Annotated in this window: 21 protein-coding genes and 2 tRNA genes; 16 read left to right on the top strand and 7 right to left on the bottom strand. The window is 59.5% G+C overall.

Going from position 1 to position 24,910, the window contains the following annotated elements; translation table 11 throughout:
- Window positions 1–178: 178 nt before the first annotated feature.
- Complete coding sequence (locus LOL23_RS10410; RefSeq protein WP_160982535.1) at window positions 179–1,243, bottom strand: cation diffusion facilitator family transporter; 1,065 nt, start codon at window positions 1,241–1,243, stop codon at window positions 179–181.
- Window positions 1,244–1,408: 165 nt separating this feature from the next.
- On the opposite strand from LOL23_RS10410, the gene LOL23_RS10405 reads away from it, so the two are divergent.
- Window positions 1,409–2,476, top strand: a complete 1,068-nt coding sequence (locus LOL23_RS10405) for a patatin-like phospholipase family protein (protein WP_160982533.1) — start codon at window positions 1,409–1,411, stop codon at window positions 2,474–2,476.
- A 23-nt stretch (window positions 2,477–2,499) separates the two neighbouring features.
- On the opposite strand, the gene LOL23_RS10400 is transcribed toward LOL23_RS10405, so the two are convergent.
- Window positions 2,500–2,573 (bottom strand) — tRNA-Gly (locus LOL23_RS10400).
- Between the two features lie 168 nt (window positions 2,574–2,741).
- Here LOL23_RS10400 and trmB point away from each other — a divergent pair.
- From trmB to lysM, 3 genes are all read left to right on the top strand, one after another.
- Window positions 2,742–3,539: a tRNA (guanosine(46)-N7)-methyltransferase TrmB gene (gene trmB, locus LOL23_RS10395; protein ID WP_237173556.1), complete on the top strand. Its 798-nt coding sequence runs from the start codon at window positions 2,742–2,744 to the stop codon at window positions 3,537–3,539.
- Between the two features lie 38 nt (window positions 3,540–3,577).
- On the top strand, window positions 3,578–4,552 hold the full coding sequence (pip, locus tag LOL23_RS10390) for a prolyl aminopeptidase (protein WP_160982529.1): 975 nt from the start codon (window positions 3,578–3,580) through the stop codon (window positions 4,550–4,552).
- A 135-nt stretch (window positions 4,553–4,687) separates the two neighbouring features.
- Complete coding sequence (lysM, locus tag LOL23_RS10385) at window positions 4,688–5,137, top strand: peptidoglycan-binding protein LysM (RefSeq protein ID WP_160982527.1); 450 nt, start codon at window positions 4,688–4,690, stop codon at window positions 5,135–5,137.
- A 296-nt stretch (window positions 5,138–5,433) separates the two neighbouring features.
- Here lysM and ffh read toward each other — a convergent pair whose 3' ends face one another.
- Complete coding sequence (gene ffh, locus LOL23_RS10380; RefSeq protein WP_160982525.1) at window positions 5,434–6,855, bottom strand: signal recognition particle protein; 1,422 nt, start codon at window positions 6,853–6,855, stop codon at window positions 5,434–5,436.
- A 103-nt stretch (window positions 6,856–6,958) separates the two neighbouring features.
- Between ffh and LOL23_RS10375 the strand changes: the two genes are divergently transcribed.
- The 4 genes from LOL23_RS10375 to LOL23_RS10360 all read left to right on the top strand — a co-directional run bounded on the left by LOL23_RS10375 (window position 6,959) and on the right by LOL23_RS10360 (window position 10,336).
- A complete protein-coding gene (locus LOL23_RS10375) occupies window positions 6,959–7,807 on the top strand; it encodes a cytochrome C assembly family protein (RefSeq protein ID WP_160982523.1) in 849 nt (282 codons plus the stop codon).
- A 5-nt stretch (window positions 7,808–7,812) separates the two neighbouring features.
- Complete coding sequence (locus tag LOL23_RS10370; RefSeq protein ID WP_160982509.1) at window positions 7,813–8,058, top strand: PP0621 family protein; 246 nt, start codon at window positions 7,813–7,815, stop codon at window positions 8,056–8,058.
- 115 nt (window positions 8,059–8,173) lie between these two features.
- Entirely contained in the window at window positions 8,174–8,755 is a 582-nt protein-coding gene (gene ampD / locus LOL23_RS10365) for a 1,6-anhydro-N-acetylmuramyl-L-alanine amidase AmpD (protein ID WP_160982507.1), read from the top strand.
- 195 nt (window positions 8,756–8,950) lie between these two features.
- The gene (locus tag LOL23_RS10360; protein ID WP_160982505.1) at window positions 8,951–10,336 is read left to right on the top strand and encodes an FAD-binding oxidoreductase; all 1,386 of its coding nucleotides are present in this window, start codon (window positions 8,951–8,953) and stop codon (window positions 10,334–10,336) included.
- Between the two features lie 197 nt (window positions 10,337–10,533).
- On the opposite strand, the gene htpG is transcribed toward LOL23_RS10360, so the two are convergent.
- The gene (htpG, locus tag LOL23_RS10355; protein ID WP_237173555.1) at window positions 10,534–12,444 is read right to left on the bottom strand and encodes a molecular chaperone HtpG; all 1,911 of its coding nucleotides are present in this window, start codon (window positions 12,442–12,444) and stop codon (window positions 10,534–10,536) included.
- Between the two features lie 368 nt (window positions 12,445–12,812).
- Here htpG and LOL23_RS10350 point away from each other — a divergent pair, with 368 nt between their 5' ends.
- The 8 genes from LOL23_RS10350 (at window position 12,813) to LOL23_RS10315 (ending at window position 21,120) form a co-directional block, all read left to right on the top strand.
- Window positions 12,813–12,992 (top strand): hypothetical protein, encoded by a 180-nt coding sequence (locus tag LOL23_RS10350; RefSeq protein ID WP_202411843.1) that lies wholly within the window; start codon window positions 12,813–12,815, stop codon window positions 12,990–12,992.
- An 11-nt stretch (window positions 12,993–13,003) separates the two neighbouring features.
- On the top strand, window positions 13,004–13,873 hold the full coding sequence (locus tag LOL23_RS10345) for a c-type cytochrome (protein WP_160982501.1): 870 nt from the start codon (window positions 13,004–13,006) through the stop codon (window positions 13,871–13,873).
- Window positions 13,874–13,960: 87 nt separating this feature from the next.
- Complete coding sequence (locus LOL23_RS10340) at window positions 13,961–15,367, top strand: cbb3-type cytochrome c oxidase subunit I (RefSeq protein WP_160982499.1); 1,407 nt, start codon at window positions 13,961–13,963, stop codon at window positions 15,365–15,367.
- Window positions 15,368–15,370: 3 nt separating this feature from the next.
- Window positions 15,371–16,186 (top strand): CbbQ/NirQ/NorQ/GpvN family protein, encoded by an 816-nt coding sequence (locus tag LOL23_RS10335; RefSeq protein ID WP_202411842.1) that lies wholly within the window; start codon window positions 15,371–15,373, stop codon window positions 16,184–16,186.
- 32 nt (window positions 16,187–16,218) lie between these two features.
- Window positions 16,219–18,297, top strand: a complete 2,079-nt coding sequence (locus LOL23_RS10330; RefSeq protein ID WP_160982497.1) for a nitric oxide reductase activation protein NorD — start codon at window positions 16,219–16,221, stop codon at window positions 18,295–18,297.
- A 41-nt stretch (window positions 18,298–18,338) separates the two neighbouring features.
- Window positions 18,339–18,423, top strand: a tRNA-Leu gene (locus LOL23_RS10325).
- A gap of 143 nt (window positions 18,424–18,566) precedes the next feature.
- The gene (locus LOL23_RS10320; protein ID WP_237173554.1) at window positions 18,567–19,634 is read left to right on the top strand and encodes a site-specific integrase; all 1,068 of its coding nucleotides are present in this window, start codon (window positions 18,567–18,569) and stop codon (window positions 19,632–19,634) included.
- Between the two features lie 325 nt (window positions 19,635–19,959).
- Window positions 19,960–21,120 (top strand): DUF3800 domain-containing protein, encoded by a 1,161-nt coding sequence (locus LOL23_RS10315; RefSeq protein ID WP_237173553.1) that lies wholly within the window; start codon window positions 19,960–19,962, stop codon window positions 21,118–21,120.
- Between the two features lie 295 nt (window positions 21,121–21,415).
- Here the strand turns inward: LOL23_RS10315 and LOL23_RS10310 are convergent, their stop codons facing one another.
- The 3 genes from LOL23_RS10310 to LOL23_RS10300 form a co-directional block, all read right to left on the bottom strand.
- Window positions 21,416–22,114, bottom strand: a complete 699-nt coding sequence (locus tag LOL23_RS10310) for a DUF2441 domain-containing protein (protein WP_237173552.1) — start codon at window positions 22,112–22,114, stop codon at window positions 21,416–21,418.
- A gap of 247 nt (window positions 22,115–22,361) precedes the next feature.
- A complete protein-coding gene (locus tag LOL23_RS10305) occupies window positions 22,362–22,706 on the bottom strand; it encodes a hypothetical protein (RefSeq protein ID WP_237173551.1) in 345 nt (114 codons plus the stop codon).
- 218 nt (window positions 22,707–22,924) lie between these two features.
- The gene (locus LOL23_RS10300; RefSeq protein ID WP_237173550.1) at window positions 22,925–23,602 is read right to left on the bottom strand and encodes a hypothetical protein; all 678 of its coding nucleotides are present in this window, start codon (window positions 23,600–23,602) and stop codon (window positions 22,925–22,927) included.
- Window positions 23,603–24,910 lie beyond the last annotated feature (1,308 nt).

Raw genomic sequence — 24,910 nt, 5'->3', positions numbered from 1 at the left:
GCCGAAATACAGGGCAAAAGCCGCCCGCCCCGGTTACCCGCGCGTGTCTCCTGTATGTTATTGAAATCGGGCGCACGCCCGAAGGCTCGCCGCCGGCAAACGCATACGCATACCTGCGTCTGCATTGGAAGTATATACACGGTTCATGGACGCAAATAGCCGGCACGGCTCAATCCCCCTAGCTTTTGTCCTTACGGTGATGGCCATGATCGAGGTCGTGGCTGTGGTCGTGGCTGTGGTCGTGGCTTTGGCTGTGGCTGTGGCTGTGGCCGTGATCGCGGCCCCGCCGCCCGCCTTTACCTGAAGGCTGCAGGCTGCACGCAATAGCGTCATCCTCGATGTTCCAGTCGATGGCGATGGTGGCGTGTTCGATATTGAACTGCTCCTTGAGCACCCGCTGCGCGCGCCTGGCCACGGTGCGCGCCTCGTTGTCGTCGTCGGGGCGCACATGCAGCGTTGCCATCACGCGCCCCGATGTAAGCTGCCACACATGCACATGGCTGACCGCCGCCAAGCCAGCAACGCTGTTCATCAGGCCGCTCACCACCTCCTCCGGCGAAGCGCCATCGGGCGCGCCCTCCAGGAGGATGTGCATCGATTTGGCCAGCAGCGCCCATGCGCTGCGCACAATCAACACCGACACCACAACCGAAAGAATAGGATCAATCGGTGTCCAGCCCGTGTAATACACGACCACGGCCGCAATGATGGCGCCCACCGATCCCAGCAAATCGCCTATCACATGGAGAATGGCGCCCCTGACATTGACGTGATCAGTCTCGCCGCGCGTCATGATCCACAGCACGAGGATATTGACCAACAAACCCGCCGCGGCGACTAGCAGCATGGGCCCGGCCAGGATCGGCTGAGGCGCCGCCAGGCGCAGCCACGCTTCGTACAAAATCCAGCCAACGATAGCGAACAGCGTCACCGCGTTGACAAACCCCGCGATCACTTCGAACCGCAGATAGCCAAAGGTGCGTTTGCTGTCCGCGCCGCGCCGGCCCAGCCTGAACGCCGCATAGGCCAGGGCCAGGGCTGCGGCATCCGTCAGCATGTGCCCTGCATCGGCCAGCAGTGCAAGCGAGCCGGACAGCCACCCGCCAACGGCCTCAACGAGCATGAAGACGAAGATCAGATAAAACGAAATCAACACCTTGCGCTCGTTGGCGCGCGTCACGGTAGCGGCATGCGAATGGCCGTGGTGGTGATCATGATCGTGGGATGTGTGCGAATGGGACATACTGCGTCAGGATCGGTAGTTGGATTCTGGAGTTTAAGGCAGTTCGTTACTCTGTCAGGGCGATTTGTTGTACAACCAACATCTGCCGGGTGCCGTTGCCGCGCCCCCAGCGGCAGCGCACCCAGGCCGCGGCACCATTCAGCATCAGCACTGACGGACAGATAGATGACCAGCGATACACAGCAGCACCCACACCCACCGCGCAAGGCGCCCAAGCAAGCCAAAACCAAGTCTATCAACCTCGCGCTGCAGGGGGGCGGCTCGCATGGCGCATTTACCTGGGGCGTGCTGGACCGTCTGCTGGAAGACGAGCGCATCACCATTGAAGGGATCAGCGGCACCAGCGCGGGCGCAATGAATGCAGTAGTACTGGCGGACGGCCTGCACAAAAGCGGGCGCGAGGGCGGCAGAACAGCATTGCGTGCCTTCTGGAAAGCAGCGAGCCGCACCGCCGGGATCAGCCTGCTTCAACGAACCCCTTGGGACCGCTTCACCGGCAACTGGAGCCTGAACGCCTCACCTGGCTACATGATGCTCGACCTGGTAAGCCGATTCGCCTCGCCCTACGAGCTTAACCCTTTTAATATCAATCCCATACTAGACTTCCTGCGAGCCCACATCGACTTTGACGCCGTCCAGTGCTGCGCGGGCATCAAGCTCTTCATACCCGCCACCAACGTGCGTACCGGACGCGTGCGCGTTTTTACCAATCAAGAGCTTTCGCCCGAAGCCGTCATGGCGTCGGCCTGCCTGCCGCAATTGTTTCCGGCCGTCGAGATTGATGGCGAGGCCTATTGGGATGGCGGCTACACCGGCAACCCCGCCTTGCACCCACTTATCTATCAGTGCGACGCGCGAGACATCGTGATTGTGCAGATCAACCCGATCGATTCACCAGAATTACCAAGAACCTCGCGGGAGATACAGGATCGCGTCAACGAGATCACCTTCAACAGCAGCCTATTGGCAGAATTGCGCGCCATCCGGTTTGTGGCGCGCCAGCTCGAAGCCGGCCATCTTGATCCCGCGCAGTACAAGCGGATGCTGATGCATCGCATCGCTGGCGAAGAAGAGCTCAAGGCAATGGACGCATCAAGCAAGCTCAATACAGAGTGGAAGTTTCTGCAGACGCTGCACGACGGTGGACGCAGGGCCGCCGATGCGTGGCTGGAGACACATTTTGACCAAATCGGCGTGGACTCGACGCTGGACCTGGCTGCGATGTTTACGTGAGTTGCCCGGGGCTGGCGCGGCGCTGGAGCGGGTGAAGGGAATCGAACCCTCGTATGCAGCTTGGGAAGCTGCCGTTCTACCATTGAACTACACCCGCCTTGAGCCCTATAGCAGAGGCGCACGCCTGCTGCGACAATGGCCTTAAGGGGCCAGCCTGTGCAGAGGCGAGGCCGCATTATAACGCCTGATCCGTGTGGCGTCAGGTCAGCAGGCCAGATTTTCAGCGGAGCGTGGCGGCGGCATTACAATTCTGGCTATGAATGCTATGAAAAACACACTTGATTCCACAACGGGCGACGGGCAGGGTGCCGGCCGTCCGGCTGGCGCATCGGCATTGCCGAGCGCCGAAGCCGCTGGCGGCGGCACGCCCTTCGTACGCACGGCCTCCGAGCCGTCGGGCACCACCCATATCCGCAGCTTCGTACACCGGCGCGCGCACATCACCCCCAGCCAGAAAGAGGCCATCGATCGCCTGCTGCCGCTGTGGTCGCTCCCCTACCGCCCCGCTGTCCTTGACCTGGCGCGTACATTCGGCCGCACAGCCCCCACGGTGCTGGAGATCGGCTTCGGCATGGGCGAAACCACCCAAAAGATTGCACAGGCGCGGCTGGGCGACAATTTCCTGGGAGTAGAGGTGTTCAACGCGGGCGTGGGGGCCTTGCTCAAGCGCATCGACGAAACCGGCATCCAGAACGTGCGCATTATCCAGCACGACGCGGTCGAGGTGGTGCGCGACATGATCGCACCCGACACGCTGGCCGGCGTGCACATTTACTTTCCCGATCCCTGGCCCAAGAAGCGGCACCACAAGCGGCGCCTCGTGCAGCCCGACTTCATCGCACTACTGGCCAGCCGCCTGACGCCCGGGGGCTATATCCACTGCGCCACAGACTGGGAAAACTACGCCGAGCAGATGATGGAAGTGCTGAACAATGAGCCGCTGCTGGAAAACACGGTGCAGGGCTATGCGCCTCGGCCGGATTTCCGCCCCCAAACCAAGTTTGAAACACGCGGGCTGCGTCTGGGCCATGGCGTCTGGGACTTGATCTTCAAACGCAAATAAGGCACAAATAAGGCCATACCTGCGGCACGTGCCGCGTCATGCCTTATAAGGAGCTTTACGTGTACCCCGAGATCCAGCCTTACGCACACGGCTATCTGGACACCGGCGACGGCCACCAGGTGTACTGGGAACTATGCGGCAATCCGCAGGGAAAGCCTGCGGTCTTCCTGCATGGCGGCCCGGGCAGCGGCTGCTCCAGCCAGCATCGCCGGCTGTTCGATCCCGAAAAGTACAGCGTGCTGCTGTTCGACCAGCGCGGCTGCGGCCGGTCTACCCCGCATGCCAGCCTCGACAACAACACCACATGGCATCTGGTGGCAGACATTGAACGGCTGCGCGAGCAGGTGCTAAACGCTGAGCAGATGCTGGTTTTCGGGGGCTCCTGGGGTTCCACGCTGGGCCTGGCCTACGCGCAGACCCATCCCGACCGGGTCAGCGAACTGATTCTGCGCGGCATTTTCACGATACGGCGCGCCGAACTACATTGGTTTTACCAAGAAGGCGCCTCGTGGCTTTTCCCGGATTACTGGGAAGATTACCTCGCGCCGATTCCCGTCGGCGAGCACGGCGACCTGATCGCGGCCTATCATCGTCGCCTCACCGGCAACGACCCGGTCGCCCAGCTTCGGGCGGCACACGCCTGGACGCAATGGGAGGGCCGTACGATTACGCTGCGCCCCAGCCCCGAGCACGAAGATGCGCACGCGGCGGACGCTGCGGCATTGGCGTTCGCCCGCATCGAGAACCACTATTTCATCAACCACGGCTTCATGGAAGAAGGCCAGCTGCTGCGCAATGCCTACAAGCTGCACGGCATCCCGGGGGTAATCGTGCAGGGCCGCTATGATGCCTGCACGCCCGCGCGCACGGCGTGGGACCTGCACCGGGCATGGCCGCAGGCTGAATTCCATCTCGTCGCGGACGCTGGCCATGCTTTCGACGAACCGGGCATCCTGCGCCAGCTGCTGGCCGCTACCGACAAGTTCGCTGCCTTGCCGGCGTGCGCGTCCTGATACGTCTTCCAACAATTGTTCACGGTTGCCCACCCTAATCGGTAATCGTTTGTCGCCATAATGGTCAACGCCCGGCGCCGACGGCGCCAGGCAGGGCGGCCCGCCCTCCGATAAACGCACGAACAAGGAAGAACCATGGGTCTACTCAGCTTTATCAAGGAAGCAGGCGAGAAACTCTTCGGCGGCGACGAAGCCAAGGCTGCAAGTGCTGAAGAACTGCGCAAGGAACTGGACAAGCACAAGCTCAATGCCGATGGGCTGGACATCAAGGTGGACGGCGACAAGGTGACGGTTTCCGGCCAGGCCAAGTCCACGGAAGACGCAGAGAAAATCTCGCTGGCGCTGGGCAATACGGTAGGCGTGGCTAGCGTCGACAACCAGCTCAATGTGGCCCAACCGGCGCCGGAAGCCAAAATGTACACGGTGCAGAAAGGCGATACCTTATGGAAGATTGCCGAAGAGCAATACGGCAAGGGCAATGGCGGCAAATACAACCGGATCTTTGAAGCCAACAAACCCATGCTGTCCGATCCAGACAAGATCTACCCGGGCCAGGTGCTGCGCATTCCGCCTATGGCCGGTTGAATGATGCAACCGTCATGATGAAGGGGCCTGGAGAGCAGGCCCCTTTATTGTGCAGCTTGGGATAGCGCCGTGCTCGTATACACTGCCTGAGCCGACAAGCCGGGCAAAAGGCGACACGCTATGGGCGCTGAAACACTTTTGCCCCGACTACAAAAAAGCCACCGGGGGAAGCTCGCGCCCGCGAATGTACGCTGGCATTAAAAATGCGTGGCACATCAAGGCTTGGCAGATGTTTCGTGGCAAATATCGCGTGGCGGATATCTCTTGGCGACATACCTGTTGCCGACGCCTTGACTCTACCGCTTCATGCCACCAAAACCGCCCAGCTTGCCCAGGCCTTTCATGCCGCCCATGGCCCGCATCATCTTGGCCATGCCGCCCTTTTTCATCTGCTTCATCATGCCCTGCATCTGGTCAAACTGCGACAGCAGGCGGTTGACTTCTTGCACGGGCACGCCCGCACCGGCTGCGATGCGGCGCTTGCGCGAAGCCTTGAGCAACTCAGGCTTGGCGCGCTCGGTGGGCGTCATGGAATTCAGGATGCCTTCTTGGCGGCGCAGCTGCTTTTCGGCCTGGCCACTTTGCAGCTGGCCCGCCGCAGCGGCAAACTGGGCCGGCAGCTTTTCGAGCAGCGACCCCATATCGCCCATTTTGCGCACCTGCGCCAACTGATCGCGAAAATCGTTGAGATCGAACTTGTTGCCGGATTTGATCTTGGCTGCAAGCTTTTCGGCTTCGGCAATGTCGATATTCTTTTGTGCCTGCTCCACCAGCGACACGATGTCGCCCATGCCCAGCACGCGCTGCGCCATGCGCTCGGGGTGGAAGGGCTCAAGGCCGTCCATTTTTTCGGATACGCCCACAAACTTGAGTGGCTTACCCGTAACATGGCGCACAGACAGCGCCGCACCGCCGCGTGCATCGCCATCGAGCTTGGTAAGCACCACCCCCGTCAGCGGCAGCGCGTCGGCAAAAGCGCGCGCGACGTTGACGGCGTCTTGCCCCTGCATGGCATCCACGACAAACAGCGTTTCGACCGGGTTGAGCAAATCGTACAGTGCGCGGATTTCGCGCATCATGGCCTCGTCGATACCCAAGCGGCCGGCAGTATCAACAATCAGCACATCGTAATGCTGGATGCGGGCGTGCTCGTAGGCACGGCGGGCGATATCTTCAGGCTTTTGCGAAGGGTCGGAGGGCAGGAAATCCGCCTTCACCTGCTCGGCCACCGTCTTCAACTGCTCGATCGCGGCCGGGCGGTAGACGTCGGCGCTGACCACCAGCACCTTCTTGCGGCCCGTTTTGCGGCCGTTATGCGTATGGTGGCCCTCGATGAGCCACTTGGCCAGCTTGGCCGTGGTGGTGGTTTTGCCCGCGCCCTGCAGGCCTGCCATAAGAATAACCGCCGGCGGCTGCGAGGCCAGCGACAGTTCGGACGCCTCGGTGCCCAGATCGCCGCCCATGAGGCCGGTGAGCTCTTTGTGCACCACCCCCACCAGCGCCTGGCCGGGGTTGAGGCTGCCCACGACGTCCTGGCCCAGCGCGCGCTCTTTGACGCGGGCGACGAATTCGCGCACCACAGGCAGGGCGACGTCGGCCTCGAGCAGGGCCATGCGCACTTCGCGCAGCATGTCTTGCGTATTGGCCTCGGTGAGGCGGGCCTGGCCGCGCATGGTCTTGACGACACGCGACAGGCGCTGAGTGAGATTGTCGAGCATAGAAGTTGTTTCGCTTACACTGATGTCTGTCGTCTGGAATCCGGACTAAAATACCCCGGCCCGGGGCCACGCCCCCGGCCACGCAACCAGAACCCAAAGGACTATGTCTGCAGGCATTGTATTTCACTTGCTGGCCGCGCTGGCATACGCCATCCTCGCAGTCGCCCTGTGGCGCCCGCTGGCCCGCTCGCAAACCGGCGGCGAAGTCAGGGCGGGCACGATAAGGCGGGTATGCCTGGGCGGCGCCATCGTGCTGCATGGCATCGGCGTTATACAGTCGGTTACCCCCAACCACGGCCTGTTTCTGGGCTGGGCGCTGGCGCTGTCGGCAGCCGTCTGGCTGGGGCTGCTGGTTTTCTGGCTAGAAAGCCTGGTCATGCGCATCGACGGCCTGCTGCTCATTCTACTCCCCGCCGCCACCTTTGCCGCGATCATCGCCGGCCTCTTCCCGGGCGGGCACGCGGTCGACCATGCCAATAACGAGCTGCTGCGCATGCATCTGCTGATCGCACTGATCGCCTATGGCCTCATTACCGTGGCCGCGCTGCAGTCCATGCTCATGGCCGCCCTCGACCGCCAGCTACACCGCCCCGTACTGCCAGACGAATCCCGCAGCATCATAGACCGCGCGCTGGATTCCATGCCGCCGCTGCTGCTGCAAGAGGTGCTGCTATTCCGGCTGATCTGGATCGGCTTCGCGATCCTCACGCTCACCATCGTCACCGGCACTGCAGTGTCGATGCGCATTTCGGGCGTGTTCCTGCCCATGGATCATAAAACGGTGTTCACGCTGCTGTCGTGGCTCACCTTCGCGGGCCTGCTGGCGGGCCGCCACCTGCGCGGCTGGCGCGGCCGTATTGCGCTGCGCTGGACACTGGCCGGCTTTGCCTTTCTGCTGCTGTCCTATACCGGCAGCCGCTTCGTGATCGACGTCATCCTACATCGCAGCTGATACACATGGGTAAAGTACTTTTCTGGGTTGTCCTTATCATTGGCATCATGCTGCTCGTCCGCATCATTGCCCATAACAAAGCCCGCAGCGCCGCCAATGCCGCGCCTCGCCCCGCCCCCAAGGCAGGCCCCAGCGAAACCATGGTGCGCTGCGAGCATTGCGGCATCCACCTACCGCGTTCCGAAGCGGTACTGATTGGCGGGCACACATGGTGCAGCCAGGAACACGCCCGGCTGGGCGCACGCAAGTGACGGCGGTGCAAAACCAGCCCCTCATCGATACCCAACGCCTGCCGGCAACAACTGCGGCACGCGGCGCAGGCATATACAGCAAGGCCTGCATCCTATCCGCCCGCGGGGCGCCACAATGAGCCCCCTGGCGCTAGACCGGCACGGTTGGCTCAAACCCCAGGCGGGCGTCACACTAGAGCGCTCGCCCAATCACGATGCCCGCCCCGGCGACGAAGCGCCTTACCTGCTGGTGATCCACCACATCAGCCTGCCCCCCGATCAGTTCGGCGGCCCCGAAGTGGCCGACCTATTCATGAACCGGCTCGACACCACCCGCCACCCCTGGCTGGCGCTAGTGCGGGGGCTGCACGTATCGGCCCATTTCTTCATCCGCCGCGACGGCAGCGTGATCCAGTTCGTGCCCACCCTGCTGCGTGCCTGGCACGCGGGCGTATCGTCCTTCGAAGGGCGCGAGCGCTGCAATGACTTTTCCATCGGCATCGAGCTTGAAGGCACGGGCAGCGTGCCCTACGCCGATGCCCAGTACAGCACACTGGCCACCCTGAACAATACGCTACGGGCGCGTCACCCCCTGCGAGCCGTGCGCGGCCACGAACACATCGCACCCGGGCGCAAAACAGACCCAGGCCCGAGCTTTGACTGGCGACGGTTTGGCAATGAAACAGGGTGGTCATTACGGCTGATGCCGGGGCGCTGAGACGGCCTGTTTCAGCTCGAACATAAGTTTTCATTGTAAAGGCGCGCCAGCGGCGCTAAAAGTAAAGCTTGCATTACGTCGTGCGCTAAAGCGGTAGCCCCACGCGGGTCCGCCGGCGCAATATCCTTCCGCCTGAACGCCCCCATCCTCAGGTGCCAGGTTCGCTATGACAGTGCACATCATCGGAGGCACATCATGTCAACCGCACAAGCGAATCACGTCAACGCCCTCAAATCACGTTTTCAAGGAACCATCTTCCTTCCGGGGGACGCCGGATACGACAGCGCCCGAGCGATCTGGAACGCAATGATCGACAAGCGCCCCGCCATCATTGCGCGTTGCGCCAATAGCGACGATATCGTCCAAGCCATCCGCTTTGCCACAGACAATCAACTCGTTGTCGCCGTGCGGGGAGGCGGCCACAATATTGCGGGCAGCGCCTTGTGCGACGATGGAATCGTCATCGACCTGTCCGGCATGAGAGCCGTTGTTGTTGATCGCGCCGCACGCCGCGCCACGGTCGAGGGCGGCGCAACACTTGCGGACATGGACGCGGCCACCCAAGCCCATGGCCTTGCAACCCCGCTTGGGATCAACTCCACGACCGGTGTAGCGGGCCTGACACTGGGCGGCGGCTTCGGATGGCTCAGCAGAAAACTGGGTATGACGGTGGATAACCTACTCTCGGCGGACATCGTCACCGCCGGCGGCGAAACCCTGCATGTCGACGACAACAGCCACCCCGATCTGTTCTGGGCCATACGCGGCGGCGGGGGCAACTTCGGCGTTGTCCACCGGTTCGAGTTTCAACTGCATCCGGTCGGGCCAGACCTGGTGAGCGGCGTGATCGTGTTTCCCTTCGACGACGCAAAAGCGCTGCTGCGCAGCTACCGTGACTACAACGCCACCGCACCGGACGAAATGGTTGTCTGGACGGTACTACGCAAAGCACCTCCGCTGCCGTTCTTGCCTGAATCCGTGCACGGCACCGAAGTCGTCATCCTGGCGCTCATCTATGTCGGCAAGCCCGAAGACGGTATTGCCATGGTAGAACCCCTGCGCAAGCTCGGCACCCCGCTAGGCGAACATATCGGTGTACAGCCCTATACCGCGTGGCAAAAAGCGTTCGACCCGCTGCTGACGCCTGGCGCTCGCAATTACTGGAAATCGCACAACTTCACGGATCTGCCCGATGCCTTGCTCGATGAGGCCATCGCCGCAATCCGCACGCTGCCCACGCCGCAATGCGAGATCTTCTTCGGCGCCATCGGCGGAGCCACCACCCGGCCCACCTCCGACGCAACAGCCTATCCGCACCGTGACGCCCGGTACGTCATGAACGTACACGGCCGATGGGACAACCCTGGCGACGATGAAGAAGTCGTTACCTGGGCGCGGGATTACTTCAAGGCAAGCGCACCCTTCGCCAGCGGCGGCGTCTATGTAAACTTCTTGACCGCGGAAGAAAGCGGCCGCATCAACGCCGCATACGGCGCAAATTACCCACGGCTGGCCAGCATCAAGCAGCGGTACGACCCGGGTAACCTGTTTCGTACCAATCAAAACATCCAACCTGCATAATCAAACGCCTTGGCGCGAAAGCGCCCGCCTATCACCGGGCCAGGCCCGCAAGCGCCCATAGCCCACGCACCGCCCATCATTAAGCCTCGTAGAAACGAAAAAATGCCGCTCCCAAAAAGGAGCGGCATTTTTGTCGCCTTTATGGCCCGGAGTGCGCTGCTGCGCCAAGCCGATGGACTAATACCGGCTTGGGGCGGTTACGCCAGCTTCAGCAGCAGACTGTTCATCCGCTTTACAAACCCGGCCGGGTCCGCCAAGTGCGCGCCCTCGGCCAGCATCGCTTGGTCTAGCAGCAGCTGCGCCCAGATATCGAAGTCGCCATTCGTCTGGGCGAGCACACGTTCAACCAGCGCGTGCTCGGGGTTGATTTCCAGGATGGGCTTGACGTCGGGCGCCTGCTGGCCGGCCGCCTGCAGCATGCGCATCAGATGAGGGCTGAGTTCGTTTTCATCCACCACCACACAAGCTGGCGAATCCACCAGCCGCGACGTCGTACGCACGTCTTTCACCTTATCACCCAACGACGTCTTCAGACGCTCGACCAGCGGCTTGAAGTTCTCGGCTACCTCAGCCTGATGCTTCTTCTCTTCCTCGTCCGCCAGCTTGTCCAAGTCCAGGCCGCCCTTGGCGATCGACGCCAGCGCCTTGTCCTCGAAATCGCGCAGGTAGGACAGCATCCACTCATCCACCCGATCCGACAGCAGCAACACCTCGATGCCTTTTTTGCGGAAAATCTCCAGATGTGGACTGTTGGCCGCCGCCTCGTATGTATCGGCGCTGACGTAATAAATCTTGTCCTGCCCCTCCTTCATACGCGCCACATAATCGGCCAGCGACACATTTTGTGCAGCGCCCTCGCCAGACGTAGAGGCAAAACGCAGCAGCTTGGCAATACGCTCTTTATTGACCGAATCCTCGCCCACACCTTCTTTCAACACTTGGCCAAACTGCGTCCAAAACAGCGCATAATCTTCGGGCTTGTTTTCGGCCAGATCTTCCAGCAGGCCCAGGATGCGCTTGGCGGAACCCTCGCGGATTACCCGCACATCACGGCTTTCTTGCAGGATTTCACGCGACACGTTCAGCGGCAGATCGGCCGAATCAATCACCCCACGTACAAAACGCAAATACATAGGCAAAAGCTGTTCAGCGTCTTCCATAATAAACACGCGCTTCACATACAGCTTCACCCCGCGGCGGCCTTCGCGGTCCCACAAATCCATCGGCGCATGGCGGGGGATGAACAACAGCTGCGTATATTCGCTGCGGCCTTCTACCCGGTTGTGCGTCCAGGCCAGCGGATTGTCATAATCGTGGGCAATATGCTTGTAGAACTCCTGATATTGCTCGTCATCAATATCCGCCTTGGTGCGCGTCCATAGCGCATTGGCCTGGTTTACTGTTTCCCACTCGTTCGTTTTCACCTGCTCCGACTTTTCGCTGTCCCACTCTTCCTTCTGCATCTGGATAGGCAGCGAAATGTGGTCGGAATAGCGGCGCAGAATCTCGCGCAAGCGCCAGCCATTCAGGAAATCATCCTCGCCTTCCCGCAGGTACAGCGTCACCGATGTCCCGCGATCGGCTTTTTCTACCGTTGTAATCGAAAACTCGCCCTCGCCGTCTGATTCCCACAGAATCGCCTCATTGTCGTTCGCACCTGCGCGACGGCTGAGCACCGACACCTTGCCGGCCACGATAAAAGACGAATAGAAGCCGACACCAAACTGGCCGATCAACTGCGCATCCTTCTGCTTATCGCCCGTCAGTTGAGCGAAAAACTCCTTCGTCCCCGAGCGCGCAATCGTGCCCAGATTGGTAATCGCCTCTTCGCGCGACATACCGATGCCGTTATCCGACACCGTCACTGTGCGCAAAGCCTTGTCATATTCGACACGAATACGCAGCTCACCGTCGCCCTGATACAGCTCGGGCTTGTCAATGGCTTCAAAACGCAGCTTGTCGCAGGCATCTGACGCATTCGACACCAACTCGCGCAAGAAAATCTCTTTATTGCTGTAAAGCGAGTGGATCATCAGGTGCAGCAGTTGCTTTACCTCGGCCTGGAAACCGAGTGTTTGCGACGTGGCATGGGTATCTGTTTGAGTCATGTGGAAATCCGTTCTGTGCGATACAAAGAAAATGCAGCGGCCTGGTTGCTAACAGGCCGAACGCCGTCGCGGCAGCAGGACCCGACGGGATTGTCCACTTATATGGGGTGCGCCCAGCCGGTTTTCAAGGCCAGAAAAAACCCCGGCACATAAACAGTAACAATTGGGCGGCAAAGTGACGGTTTTCAGCAGTCAAACCTGCCGCAAAAACAGGCCGTCGATACATCAAGTAACCATAAATTGTTGCGAAATACGATACGGTATGCAAAACAGTTGAGAAATCACAATCAACAGATAACAGTTAAGAAAAAACAGTAAATGTCCACAGAGACAAGCTGCGGCACATAATGCGGCACATAACGCGGCACATGAATAAGAACGCATTTCCTTGTAATCATTTATTGAGTGCAAAGGAGCACGCCATGCAGGCAGAATCGCTGTATAAGGTGTTGAAAGCTGTCGGGGGGGTGGTACTGTTGCTGATGGTTATCGCCATTGGTTATGCAGCCATCATAGGCATCAGCTACTGGTCTGGTATCGGCGTTTAGGGAGAACGGCCATGAACAAACGCCAGACCCGCAGTTTCGCCATTATTTCCACTGCAATTGCCACGGTCGTGTTTCTGGGCCTGACGGTAGACAGCCACCGCCAGTTTCCCAAACTGACCAACACCGAGGCCATCACCGCCGAGGTTGCCCGCGGCCAAAACGTGTGGCACCAGTACAACTGCATCAACTGCCATACCATCTTGGGCGAAGGCGCCTATTTCGCGCCCGACCTCACCAAAATCACCCAGCATCGCGGCGTGCCCTACCTCACTGCTTTCCTGAAAGACCCCTCCCAGTTCTACGACGAGCAAAAGCACCGCCGACTGATGCCCACCCTGGGTATGACCGATGGCGAGATCAGCGACGTTATCGCCTTCATGGACTGGGTCAGCAAAATCGACAACCAGGGCTGGCCGCCGCGGCCCATTCTGGTAACGGGCGGTTCCATCCCCGGCACCGACCTGACGCTGGCCCAGCAAAAGCAAGAAGGCGAAGCAACGCAGCCAGGCGCCCTGCCTCCCGGCGCGCGGCCAGTCACTGCAGAGAACGCACCCATCGCGCGCGGCGAGGCACTGTTCAAGACCGCCGTACCGACCTGTTCGGCCTGTCACTCGATGGCGCCTGGCGTCAACCTGGCCGGCCCATCGCTGGCCGGCCTGCGCCAGCGGGCCGAGCAAATCATTGCGTCGCCTGACTACAAAGGCAAGGCCAAAACGGTCGAGGCGTTCATCCACGAATCTATCGTCGAACCAAGCGCCTACCTGCATCCAGGCGCCATGTACTCGGCCAACGGCATCTCGTTCATGCCGCCTTCGTACGGCAAGGACTTGAAGCCCGAACAGATCGACGACTTGGTCGCCTACCTGCACTCGTTCAAATAAACCAGGGCCGGCCCGAGCGACCATGCCGCCCGGCCAGGCAGATACATCACGCTGCACAAGCAGCTATCCGCCACACAGGGAACCGCCATGCGATACAAATCTCAGTCAGTCACCTACTGGTATTTTGCCCTAGCCCTGATCCTGTTCGGCCTGCAACTCGTCTTCGGCCTGCTGTCGGCAGCCAAGTACCTGGGGCCCGACCCTCTGCTCAACCTGATGCCGTTCGACGTCACCAAGACCGTGCACACCAACCTGCTGATCGTCTGGGTGCTGACCGGCTTCATGGGCGCCACCTACTGGATCGTGGCCGACGAGTCGCGCACCGAGCTGTACAGCGTCCGGCTGGCCTATATCCAGCTGATTCTATGGGCCATCATGGGCGTGACCGCCGTCGGCAGCTACTTCCTGGGCCTGGGCACCGGCAACAAACTGCTGGAGCAACCCCTGCCCAATAAACTGCTCATCGTCGTCTGTATGCTTATTTTTCTCTACAACATAGGCATGACGATCAAACGATCGGGACGCTTCACCACCACCGAAGGTGTGTTGCTGCTGGGCCTGGCCAGCTCCGCCGTACTGTATGTGCCGGCCCTGCTGCATTATGAAAACTACGTCGTGTCCATTTATTACCGGTGGTGGACAGTGCACCTGTGGGTGGAAGGTGTTTGGGAAATGATCCAGGGCTCCTTCCTGGCCTACCTGCTCATCCGCCTCTCGGGCGCAGACCGCGAAGTGCTGGAGAAGTGGCTGTACGTGATCGTGGGGCTGGTGTTCATCGCCGGCATCCTGGGCACCGCACACCATTATTACTGGGTGGGCGTGCCCGCGTACTGGCTGCCCATTGGCGGCTTCTTCAGCGCGCTGGAACCGGTGGCGCTGGTCGGCATGGCCATGTACGCCTACTTTGCCATGCGCCGTGCTGGTGTGCAGCACCCCAACCTGCTGGCCCTGCACTGGACCATAGGCAGCGCCCTGTTCACCCTGTTCGGCGCCGGCCTGCTGGGCCTGGCCCACACCTTCCCCGACATCAACAAATGGACGCACGGCACGCTGATCACCGCCATGCACGGGCATGCCGCCTTTTACGGCGCCTATGCCATGATTGTGCTGGCCGTCATCACCTACGCCCTGCCCAGCATCACCACCGGGCGGCGCGAGCAGGGCACAGCACTGGGCCTGTGGTCCTTCTGGCTGCAGATCGCAGGCATGTTCGGCATGACGCTGTCGTTCGCCACCGCCGGCATCGGGCAGGTATACCTGGAGCGCGTGCTGGGCATCGGTTACCTGGACGTGCAACTGAAGATACAAGTGCACTTCCTGATGCTGGTCGCCACGGCCTCACTGTTTGCCATCGGGGTGCTGCTGTTCATCTTCGACTTCTTCCGCTACCCGCCACGCGTGGTCCCGCTGACTGACGATGAAATCGATGCGAACGATCGCGCGGCAGCCGCTTCCGCCCGCAAGGCGCGGCTTGCAAACCAGCAGCCGGGATAAGGCATGGCCGACGCATTGAATGCCGTGATCAACACCGCAACCCGCCCGGCGCCCTTCTATCTGCCAGGCGGCGACGAAGTGGAACTGTTCGAGCAGTGCCATCGCAACCGCCTGGCCGTGATGCTCAAGGGCCCAACCGGCTGCGGCAAGACGCGCTTCGTGGAGCACATGGCCTGGAAACTGGGCCGCCCGCTGATCACGATAGCCTGCCACGACGACCTGAGCGCCAGCGACCTGATCGGCCGCTACCTCATCCGCCACGACGGCACCTTATGGCAGGATGGCCCGCTGACCACCGCCGTGCGCATGGGCGCCATCTGCTACCTGGATGAAGTGGTGGAGGCGCGGCAAGACACCATCGTCGTGCTGCACCCGCTTACCGATTACCGCCGCACACTCACCATCGACAAGACCGGCGAAACCATCGAGGCCGCCCCCGGCTTCCAGATGGTGATCTCGTACAACCCCGGCTACCAGCGCATGCTGAAAGACCTAAAGCCCAGCACGCGTCAACGCTTTGTGGCGCTGGACTTCGGCTTCCCTACGCCCGAGCGCGAGGCCGACATCCTTGTTCGCGAGACCGGCCTGCCCGCCGCCGACGCGCGCGGGCTGGTAGCGCTGGCCGGCAAGCTGCGCGGCCTGCAAGACCGCGGCCTGGCCGAAGCGCCCAGCACGCGCTTGCTGGTTGCCACCGCGCAATTGATTTTGCATGGCATCCCCATCAAGCGTGCCTGCCAGACGGCACTGGTGTCACCGCTGTCGGACGACCCCACGCTGCTGGATGCGATGAACGATCTGATTGATTTGACGTTCCGGTGAGTTGACCATCCCTTGATCCGCAACCATGCGCCATGGCTGAAGCTGAAGACGTACTCCATGACCTTGCCCGGCACGCCACGGTTTACGCGCGCTCTGCGTGGCAGCGCCATCGCGGGCCGCGGAAAGGACCGCCGGTACTGGCTCTGGCCGATGTGGCGCCCCGGCTCGATTTGCTGATGACCGCCATGTATGGACAAGCCATGCCCATGCGGATCGCCCAGCCGCCCGCCCTGCCCACCGCGCTGAGTCGCTTGTTTCGTCGTCATGATGTGCGGCAGATTCCGCGCCCCGTCCCTGCGACGGACGGGCACTCAATCTGGTTGCCCGCCGAGATTACGCTGGAGGATCAGCCCGACGCGCCCGCTACCGGGTTCGCGCGGTATCGACTGCTGGCCTTGCTTCAAGCCACCCGCGCTCGACGCGGCAGCGCTGTTGTTGCTGCGCAGATCGACTGCCCGATTACGCGCGCGCTATATCTGCTATTCGAGGCCGAGGCTTGCGATCACGAACTCGTCAACACATTGCCTGGGTTATGTGATGCGGTGGGCGATCTGCGACGGGAAGCCTTGGCCAGGCGGCCGGCCGTCGCTGCGTTGCCGACAGCGGTACGTTGTATTGAGGAACTGGCGCAGGAGATACTGCGGTCTACGGTACCGGGCGGAGGTGGCGAGGCAGTGACGTCGACAGATCGGCGTTCTGGTCCATGGCCAGCCACCCGGCGCGGGTACGCGACGCCACGCGATAGCCTCAGTGCCGCGCGGCACATCGCAACACAACGGGCGACCACGCCCGGCCCCCACATCCACGCCCTGTTTCTTGACGCCTGGACCGGCGATTTGCTGCAGCCCCCCGCGACAGGCGATATCGCCGCCCTCGAGGCCGCAGCAGCCGAACATGCCCGCGGCCATACACCCCGCAGCGCCCGCCTGCCGCGCCGCCCCCGCGAGCGCCAAGCCCGCGAAGACGAAGACCAGCAAAAACAGGGCGCTTGGATGATACAGACCGGCGAGCCCCTGGAAAAAGCCGAAGACCCCTTCGGCATGCAGCGCCCCATCGACCGCGACCAAGACACCAGCGCCGACGAATACGCCGACGCCCTGTCCGAACTCGCCGAAGCCCGCCTGGTGGCGGATGCCCGACAAGCCAAAGAAGTACTTCTGTCCGACGACCCGCCCAACCGCCAGAGCCTCGCCCGCCTGACAACGCCCGCCCCCCAGGCCGCCACCCTGACCTATCCCGAGTGGGACTACCGCATCGAAGGGTACCGCCACCCCGGCGCCACCGTGCATCTGATCGACGCCCCCGAAGGCGCCCAATCGTGGCTGGACGCCACCCTGGCCCGCCACCACAGCCTGCTTCACGCCATACGCGGTCGCTTCGATATGCTGCGCGGCCAGCGGCAATGGCTGCGCCGCCAGAGCGACGGCGACGAGATTGACCTGGACGCCTACATCGAAGGCCGCGCCGACGCCCACGCCGGCCTGCCCATACCCCAAGGCCTCTACCGCGTCCAGCGCCGCCAGGCCCGCGACCTCACCATCATGCTGCTCGTCGACAACAGCGGATCCACTGATGCATGGCTGAGCGGCCGGCAACGCATCATCGACATCGAGCGCGAAGCCCTGCTGCTCGTCGCCATCGCCCTGCAACACCTGGGCGACCCCTACGCCATCCACACCTTCTCGGGCGAAGGCCCCCAGGGCGTCACCGCCAGCGCCCTCAAGCATTTCAACGAACCCTACAGCCCCCAGGTCGGCCTGCGCATCGCCGGCATCGAACCCCAGCACTACACCCGCACCGGCGCCGCCCTGCGCCACGCCACCGCCCTGCTCATGCGCCAGCCCGCGCAGCACCGCCTGCTCATCCTGCTGTCCGACGGCAAACCCAACGACGCCGACCACTACGAAGGGCGCTACGGCATTGCCGACACGCGACGCGCCGTCGAAGAAGCCCGGGCGCAGGGGATCTTTCCGTTCTGCTTGACGATAGACCGGCAGGCCGCCCGCTACCTGCCGCACCTGTTCGGACCCGGGCAATATGCACTGCTTGGGGCACCGCACGAACTGCCTCGTGTCCTGCTGGAGTGGATGCGGCGGCTGGTGTGTGTATAATTGCTTCCTTCCTGCCAGTCTCGCGCTCGCGAGACCTGCCTGCCCGGGTGGTGAAATTGGTAGACGCAGGGGACTCAAAATCCCCCGCCGCAAGGCGTGCCGGTTCGATTCCGGCCCCGGGCACCACTCTGAAAACACTGATAAATACAAGACTTTAGAGCGGTTTCAGTTCCAACCCCAAGACTGGGGGATTTTCCAAGTTTGCGAGCCAGGTACAGTTTCGGTACAGTGGTGAAGCGCCGAGTGTACATTTCGGAACTTTGACTCGCATGGCAACCATCGTTAAGACCCCATCTGGCACCTGGAAAGCCGTCATTCGAAAGACGGGCTGGCCGACTGCGTCCAAGACATTTCGCACCAAGCGTGATGCTGAGGACTGGGCGCGGCGTACCGAAGATGAGATGGTGCGCGGAGTGTACATACAGCGAGCGCCAGGGGAGCGGATGACGGTAGAGGCGGCGCTGAAGCGTTACCTCCGGGAAGTGACGCCGACTAAGCGGGAATCTACGCGCATCTCGGAGCACAAGAAAGCGCAGCCGCTGCTGCGACATTTGGGGAAGTATTCGCTGGCTGCTTTGAGCGCCGATATCGTAGCGCAGTACCGTGACACTCGGTTGGCTGGCAACCCGGATGAGAATGGCAAGCTGGTTCCGCGCAGCAACAACACTGTTCGGCTGGAGCTGGCACTGCTCAGCCACCTGTTCACTGTCGCTATCAAGGAATGGGGTATGGGGTTGCCTTTCAATCCCGTTTCTCAAATTCGCCGGCCCGCCCCTGGCGCTGGACGGAATCGTCGGTTGACTCCAGCGGAAAACAAATGCCTGCTGGCCGCCGTGGATGCTTATTCGAATCCGATGTTCAGCTGGATTGTTCGGATTGCGCTAGAAACGGGCATGCGGCTGTCGGAGATAGCTGGGCTGAGGCTTAGCCAGGTTGATTTGCAGAAGCGCGTTGTACGGCTGGATATCACGAAGAATTCCTCTCCACGGACCGTACCGCTTACGAAGGCTGCTACCGCCGCGCTCCAGGCCGCCATTTATAATCCGACTCGACCCCCAGAGACGGATTTGGTGTTCTTCGGTGAACCAGGCCGGGATGGTGTGAGACGGCCTTATCTGTTCGATAAAGCCTGGACGGACGCCAAGAAAGCAGCTGGGCTGACGGACTTCCGGTTCCATGACCTAAGGCATGAGGCGGTCAGCCGGCTAGTGGAAGCTGGGCTATCAGATCAGGAAGTGGCTGCGATAAGCGGACATAAATCTATGCAGATGCTGAAGCGGTATACGCACCTGAGAGCCGAGGATCTTGTTGGGAAACTGGATAGGCTGGGACAGTGAGCGTCCGCTATCGACCCAAAGCGGACGGTGGTTACCACTCCCTAAAACGATAATTGCCTCGTACCCAGGGGTTTGCGGCCCAAAAAAGTGGCTATCGAGAGCTCAGCCTGTGCAAGTTCGCAGGCTCTAATTTTCCCAGAGGAAACCTGCGGGAGGGAGGTGGAGTTTTATGCCTGAGTGTTTCAACAGTCCTGCGACAACAAACCCACGCTGCAAGCCGCTTTGAGGCTGAAGCATTGTGCTGTTTATCCCGCATGGTCCAGTGTTTCCCGCAAATTCGGCGGGCACATCACGTTAAGCTTGCAAGAAATAAAATGGAGGACTTGTGCCGCAAAAGATTTACTTTGATGAGTCTGGATTTACAGGCAACAATCTTCTTCATCCTGACCAGAGCTTCTTTGCATATGCCTCTGTCGCCACCGACGATCAAGAGGCAAAGGACTTTGTTGAAAGTCTCATTGCAAGGCATGGTATCCAAGCCGGTGAACTCAAAGGTAGCAAACTTCTACGTTTCAATCGTGGCCGGAAAGCAATCGATGAAATTCTTAGCCATTTCGGAAGTCGCCTGAAGCTGTCCGTTTCGGATAAAAAGTTCGCGTTGGCCTGTAAGTTTCACGAGTACATCTTTGAACCTTGCTTTTCGGACATTAATTCATTGTTCTACGGAGTAGGGTTTCATCGGTTTATAGCAAACGTTCTCTATGCCGAGTTCGTTGCACGTGGCGCAGGTGCTGATGAAATCTTCAGTGAGTTCGAGGATCTTATGAGATCAAAAGACGGGAAAAAACTTTCCAGCCTTTTCTCGTCTTCTGTGCACCCCGAAAATTCTCCGTTCATCACACAAATTCGAGAATTTGCTCAATTTCGTGCCAATGACGTTCGAGATGAATTGGAGTCCATCGGCAATGCGGGTGTAGGGAAGTGGATTCTTGATCTGACGAACACAGCGTTATTCACGCTTCTCGCGAACTGGGGAACAGAGCATGACGAGATCACTGCTGTTTGTGATCCTTCAAAACCCCTACAACATGATCAAGAACTTTTTACGACAATGATTGGTCGTAAGGATCGGGTATTCAGCGATGCATTTGGAGAAAATCATCCGATTACGTTTAATCTCTCCGGCCCAATTCAATTCGCCGACTCAAAGAAAACTCATGGAATTCAGATTGCTGACGCAGTGGCGGCAGCAGCTGTCTATGTGTTTTCAGGCGCGAAAGACGAGCAAGCAAAGCGCTGGCGTGAAATAATTGCGCGAGTCGGCCACTATGGAAGCGTCATTCCCGACCTCGACGAAGTAAATCTTAGAGGCATACGAGCACAGCGCAATGCTATACTTTTACGTGAACTGCACTCCCGAGCCAAAGCAGGAAAGAGTCTTACCGACGGAATGCCAGAGTATGTAAAGTTGATTTCCCGGCGCCTTACTTCGCATCCGATGCAGGTCTCACCGATTATTCAAGGCAGACGGCTTAGCCGCCGCTGAGTTTCATTCGTTGAGCGTCCGCTTCTGGTGGACGCCACCGCCTGCTTTTGGCCGGTCGCCGCCCTCCGACGTGCGGCAGGCGACTTCCGACCCCAAGCGGTAGGTAGCTGATTAGGAAGGCAGACCTTTATGAAACACCCAAGGTAAGCTGCGCCGGAAAGTGCGCAGCGAGTGCAAGCCGCCGACATGGGCGAGCCGCTGGTATGACTCTTGTTGGCGTCCCCTTGACTGACCAGTTAGGCCAGGGGATATATAACACGGCGGTTAAGTTAACCACTGTGTTGCCCCTACTGTGTTAAGCCGGCCGTCGCGCTGCGGACGCCATGGATGCGCCGTGTTTTCGCACATACTCAATTTGTGCAGGATCCTCAACCGCCAGAACACCGTCGAACAGATACTCCCATTTACCGTTTCCAGGTATTCTCTCGATGCCTCGCCAGTACCGACGGCCGTCTTCAATGTCGTTCGAATCGTGGAAACCGTCAAACCATGCCGCATCCACCTTCGTGATTCTCAACGTGACCATGGGACGCACGCGGAGTATGTAGACATTCCGTCCAAGCATGGTTCGGAGCATCGCTTCTCCTTCCTCCGACCGCTCGGCCAAGTACAAGCACGAGAGCCGGCTTACGGCGCTAGGCATCACCTCACGCCTGACTTTCTCAAAGACGAGTTCAACGTCGGAGCTTCGGAGGGCATCTTGCTTCGTTATATCTGACATGAGCTCGACTTCGTTGGAGCCGTTTGCAAGCTCCATCCCTTGGCGCAAGATACCAGCTCGCACAATCTCACCTGCAGCTCTGGGGGTCACAGCGCTTGGCGGGTGTAATCCCGCCGCGAGATCTTCGATGGGGACATCGTCGATGAATCGGTGAGCTTCTCCAACGCCGCTATCTAAAGCTGCCAAGGCATTCGGAGACATAAGGTGGCCACTCAATGCCAAGTTATGGCAAGGGAACCAATTCCCGAGGTCAATGGCGTGGATAAACTCCATGAAATCCTAACAGTTATTAAACGGACTTGCTGTGTCTGCATATGAATTGATACCGATGTCGTCATTCTGCCGCCAGAATCTTCAGTGGGGCAAGCAAGGCGGCTCGAATGTCCGCAATTGGGACAACTTTGAATGACTGGTTATGGCCGAAAGCGGCTATTATGAGTTCAGTTGAGGCTTGAACAGACAGCGTATGTCAGATCAAGCCTCTGTTAATAAAATTTATCCATTAGGTATTTCAAATTATCTAATAACCATTTTTAGGGAAAATACGAATATTTCCTATTTCAGCAGATGGAATATCTATCCATTCACTAAAAACATCAAAGCCAAAAAAATCCTCTAAATCGAAACTTATATTCGAATTCCCAATAACGCGATCATTTTTATCATACACAACAATCTTTATGGAAAAGTCGTCCTTTACGCTGCCTTCTTTGACAGCTTGAAGCTCCCCCCGCACGCTGAGAGTCATATATTCGAAATCATCATCTCGGTCCAAAAAGGCTGAGATACCCGTTAGCGAAACCCCTGTTTTTTCTTCAAAAGCAGGCATGCGCTCCACTAGTAAAGTCAAATCGCTCGTACCCATTAATCCATCCTCAACAGTTAAAAAAACAAGTCCCTAAATCTCTATGTAGTGCCGTCAAAACGTGATGCGATATTTCTAAAATATAGGAATTCTCCGCTAAGACGACTAACTCAATTCAAAGTACAGCGCTGCCAGCTGATACCGGCCCCGACCTATTACTTCGGCCTATTGAGACACCCATGGGAACAATCGCACCCATACGCATACGGCTCCTAGACTCAACGCTCCGACCTCTTGCTCTTAGGCAGCATGCGGACGTAAGGAAGAAACGTCGGCATCTGAGGCATGGGCTCGGACTTCGCTCTGAGCCTTGTCCATTCACCGCGAAACCTAGCCAACAAATGGCCTACCTGACGACGCACAAGACGAAAGCCCGGTGCACGGCTCATGTCAGAGATCAGCTTCTCAGCTCTGGCTCGATCGCACCTACCCGGCGCGGCTGAACAAATACGGCGGATCTGCTCATGCCATCGTGACACCGTGGCGCGGGTCATCTGCCATGACCACCCTACCCCATCGTGCACAAGCTCATAGCCATCCAACTCCAGGCGTTTTGACCGAGCGGCGCCTTCTGGCTGCAATGGGATGAGCCGTTCCGCCTCCACGACACGACCTTTGCCCTCAGACACCAGCAGCACCCACCAAAATGGAGCCTTGCCTTCGATTGCAGTCGGCCGTTCGTATACCCAGAAATCAACCGTAGCGACGCCTGCACGGCGTCGCTTGCTCTTGGTACCTGGCTTTAGATCGGTCTCGTACCGATCTTGCATCTTGCGCATAAATCGCTCGGCTGTTGTCTCATCATCAAGCTCTCCCGACACGTATCGAGTGACCGTTCCACGGGCTGCAGCAAGCTGGATTCTCTGCATCAAATACGCTTTGCGATTCAATCTCATAAAGCATCCTTACTGGTTTTATAGGGCTATTTGTCCGTCTTAGCCGATTCGAAAAAACACATACATTCAATGCAATAAATAAAGGTTCCACAACCTTGCGACTTTGTGAGATCTCACAAAGACTCACTCTTGCTACCGCGCAGAAATCGCTGCATTCTAGCCACGACGAATCGCAAAACCAGGTCGCCAACCTGGACACACACGCCAGCCATCGGCGCGTCTTGTCCGGGCTCGCCACCTGGACAAAATGCGCAAAGTCACCGACGCAGCAGGCGCCACCTGCTGCGGAACCGCTGAAGCCGCGTGCCTCTAACAGGGCTGGCGCGGCTACGAAGGGCGCTGGGGGTGGGAACCACCTCCTTCGACCCAATCCATGGCCTGCGCCGCAACGTGCAGGCCAGCAGTCTCCACGACAAGGAGGGGCGACTACGAAACGGGCCTGGGTAGGAAATGACCCAGTGACCCTGACAGTTTGGGAAAGTCGGTGAAAGCCCGACCCTCGGGGCCTAGCGAAAGTGGGCGACGAGTGCAACACCTGGAGGCTGAGGGCGTCAGTGATGGCGTCAGGCATGCGGGAGAAATCTAGGCATGCTGGCACCTATCGAAAGATGGGGCCGCTGGATAGCTCAATCAGGTAAAGGCACCGTTCAGGTGCTGTGTTGAGGCATAGGAAGGCAGGGCCGCAGTCGCGGTAAGCAAGCAGCGTTGAAGCGCATCGGCAGTACCGCATCCGTTATGGAACCTTGGGAGCGAGAAACCCTGGAAACGGGGGTAGGGTCAGAGACCTAGATAAATCCGATGTGGCCGAGCTGGCTGTCGTTCGATGCCGTAGTACTGACTGTCTAAGTAGGGAAGGTCTCGGCAGATCGTGGGGGTGGCACCCTGCGAAATTATCTGCCAAGACTGGGAGATGGCTTGAGTAGTGCCGCCGCGCGAGCGGTGGGCAGACCATGGGGGCAGACTTGCTGGATGTTCCTATCGGCGAAAGAGCCAAGCGGTAACTGGTGACTTGATAGCGTGTTTTGTGAAACCGCCCCTTGGCCGGGGCATTAACTTTGCGAGGAGGGGTTACGGCAACGAAAACCCGGTTGGCGCCGGGTGATCGAACCGATCTGAAGTTGTATTGGCTGTTCTGTAGTTCTTAGGTGTTCATTCTGAACAGTACCGGCATTCCGGTTGTTCTGTGGCATTGCCACATAGATGGTGTCTACTGACCCATCACCCAAGGCTCTGAATCGAACCGGGTTTTGAGGAGGCTTCAATTCTTGAGAGAATGGAGTCATGAGCAAGAACAACAAGTTTTCCCCT

The organism is Paracandidimonas lactea (assembly GCF_021653995.1).
Classification (GTDB): domain Bacteria; phylum Pseudomonadota; class Gammaproteobacteria; order Burkholderiales; family Burkholderiaceae_B; genus Allopusillimonas; species Allopusillimonas lactea.
The sequence above is the reverse complement of the archived record's forward strand: the minus strand, read 5'-3'. Positions and strand labels throughout refer to the sequence as shown.

What these genes read in the sequence shown, in the direction of transcription:
- LOL23_RS10410 (WP_160982535.1), bottom strand. Translation starts at nt 1,243, where the DNA reads ATGTCCCATTCGCACACATCCCACGATCATGATCACCACCACGGCCAT.
- LOL23_RS10405 (WP_160982533.1), top strand. Translation starts at nt 1,409, where the DNA reads ATGACCAGCGATACACAGCAGCACCCACACCCACCGCGCAAGGCGCCC.
- trmB (WP_237173556.1), top strand. Translation starts at nt 2,742, where the DNA reads ATGAAAAACACACTTGATTCCACAACGGGCGACGGGCAGGGTGCCGGC.
- pip (WP_160982529.1), top strand. Translation starts at nt 3,578, where the DNA reads ATGCCTTATAAGGAGCTTTACGTGTACCCCGAGATCCAGCCTTACGCA.
- lysM (WP_160982527.1), top strand. Translation starts at nt 4,688, where the DNA reads ATGGGTCTACTCAGCTTTATCAAGGAAGCAGGCGAGAAACTCTTCGGC.
- ffh (WP_160982525.1), bottom strand. Translation starts at nt 6,855, where the DNA reads ATGCTCGACAATCTCACTCAGCGCCTGTCGCGTGTCGTCAAGACCATG.
- LOL23_RS10375 (WP_160982523.1), top strand. Translation starts at nt 6,959, where the DNA reads ATGTCTGCAGGCATTGTATTTCACTTGCTGGCCGCGCTGGCATACGCC.
- LOL23_RS10370 (WP_160982509.1), top strand. Translation starts at nt 7,813, where the DNA reads ATGGGTAAAGTACTTTTCTGGGTTGTCCTTATCATTGGCATCATGCTG.
- ampD (WP_160982507.1), top strand. Translation starts at nt 8,174, where the DNA reads ATGAGCCCCCTGGCGCTAGACCGGCACGGTTGGCTCAAACCCCAGGCG.
- LOL23_RS10360 (WP_160982505.1), top strand. Translation starts at nt 8,951, where the DNA reads ATGTCAACCGCACAAGCGAATCACGTCAACGCCCTCAAATCACGTTTT.
- htpG (WP_237173555.1), bottom strand. Translation starts at nt 12,444, where the DNA reads ATGACTCAAACAGATACCCATGCCACGTCGCAAACACTCGGTTTCCAG.
- LOL23_RS10350 (WP_202411843.1), top strand. Translation starts at nt 12,813, where the DNA reads ATGAATAAGAACGCATTTCCTTGTAATCATTTATTGAGTGCAAAGGAG.
- LOL23_RS10345 (WP_160982501.1), top strand. Translation starts at nt 13,004, where the DNA reads ATGAACAAACGCCAGACCCGCAGTTTCGCCATTATTTCCACTGCAATT.
- LOL23_RS10340 (WP_160982499.1), top strand. Translation starts at nt 13,961, where the DNA reads ATGCGATACAAATCTCAGTCAGTCACCTACTGGTATTTTGCCCTAGCC.
- LOL23_RS10335 (WP_202411842.1), top strand. Translation starts at nt 15,371, where the DNA reads ATGGCCGACGCATTGAATGCCGTGATCAACACCGCAACCCGCCCGGCG.
- LOL23_RS10330 (WP_160982497.1), top strand. Translation starts at nt 16,219, where the DNA reads ATGGCTGAAGCTGAAGACGTACTCCATGACCTTGCCCGGCACGCCACG.
- LOL23_RS10320 (WP_237173554.1), top strand. Translation starts at nt 18,567, where the DNA reads ATGGCAACCATCGTTAAGACCCCATCTGGCACCTGGAAAGCCGTCATT.
- LOL23_RS10310 (WP_237173552.1), bottom strand. Translation starts at nt 22,114, where the DNA reads ATGGAGTTTATCCACGCCATTGACCTCGGGAATTGGTTCCCTTGCCAT.
- LOL23_RS10305 (WP_237173551.1), bottom strand. Translation starts at nt 22,706, where the DNA reads ATGGGTACGAGCGATTTGACTTTACTAGTGGAGCGCATGCCTGCTTTT.
- LOL23_RS10300 (WP_237173550.1), bottom strand. Translation starts at nt 23,602, where the DNA reads ATGAGATTGAATCGCAAAGCGTATTTGATGCAGAGAATCCAGCTTGCT.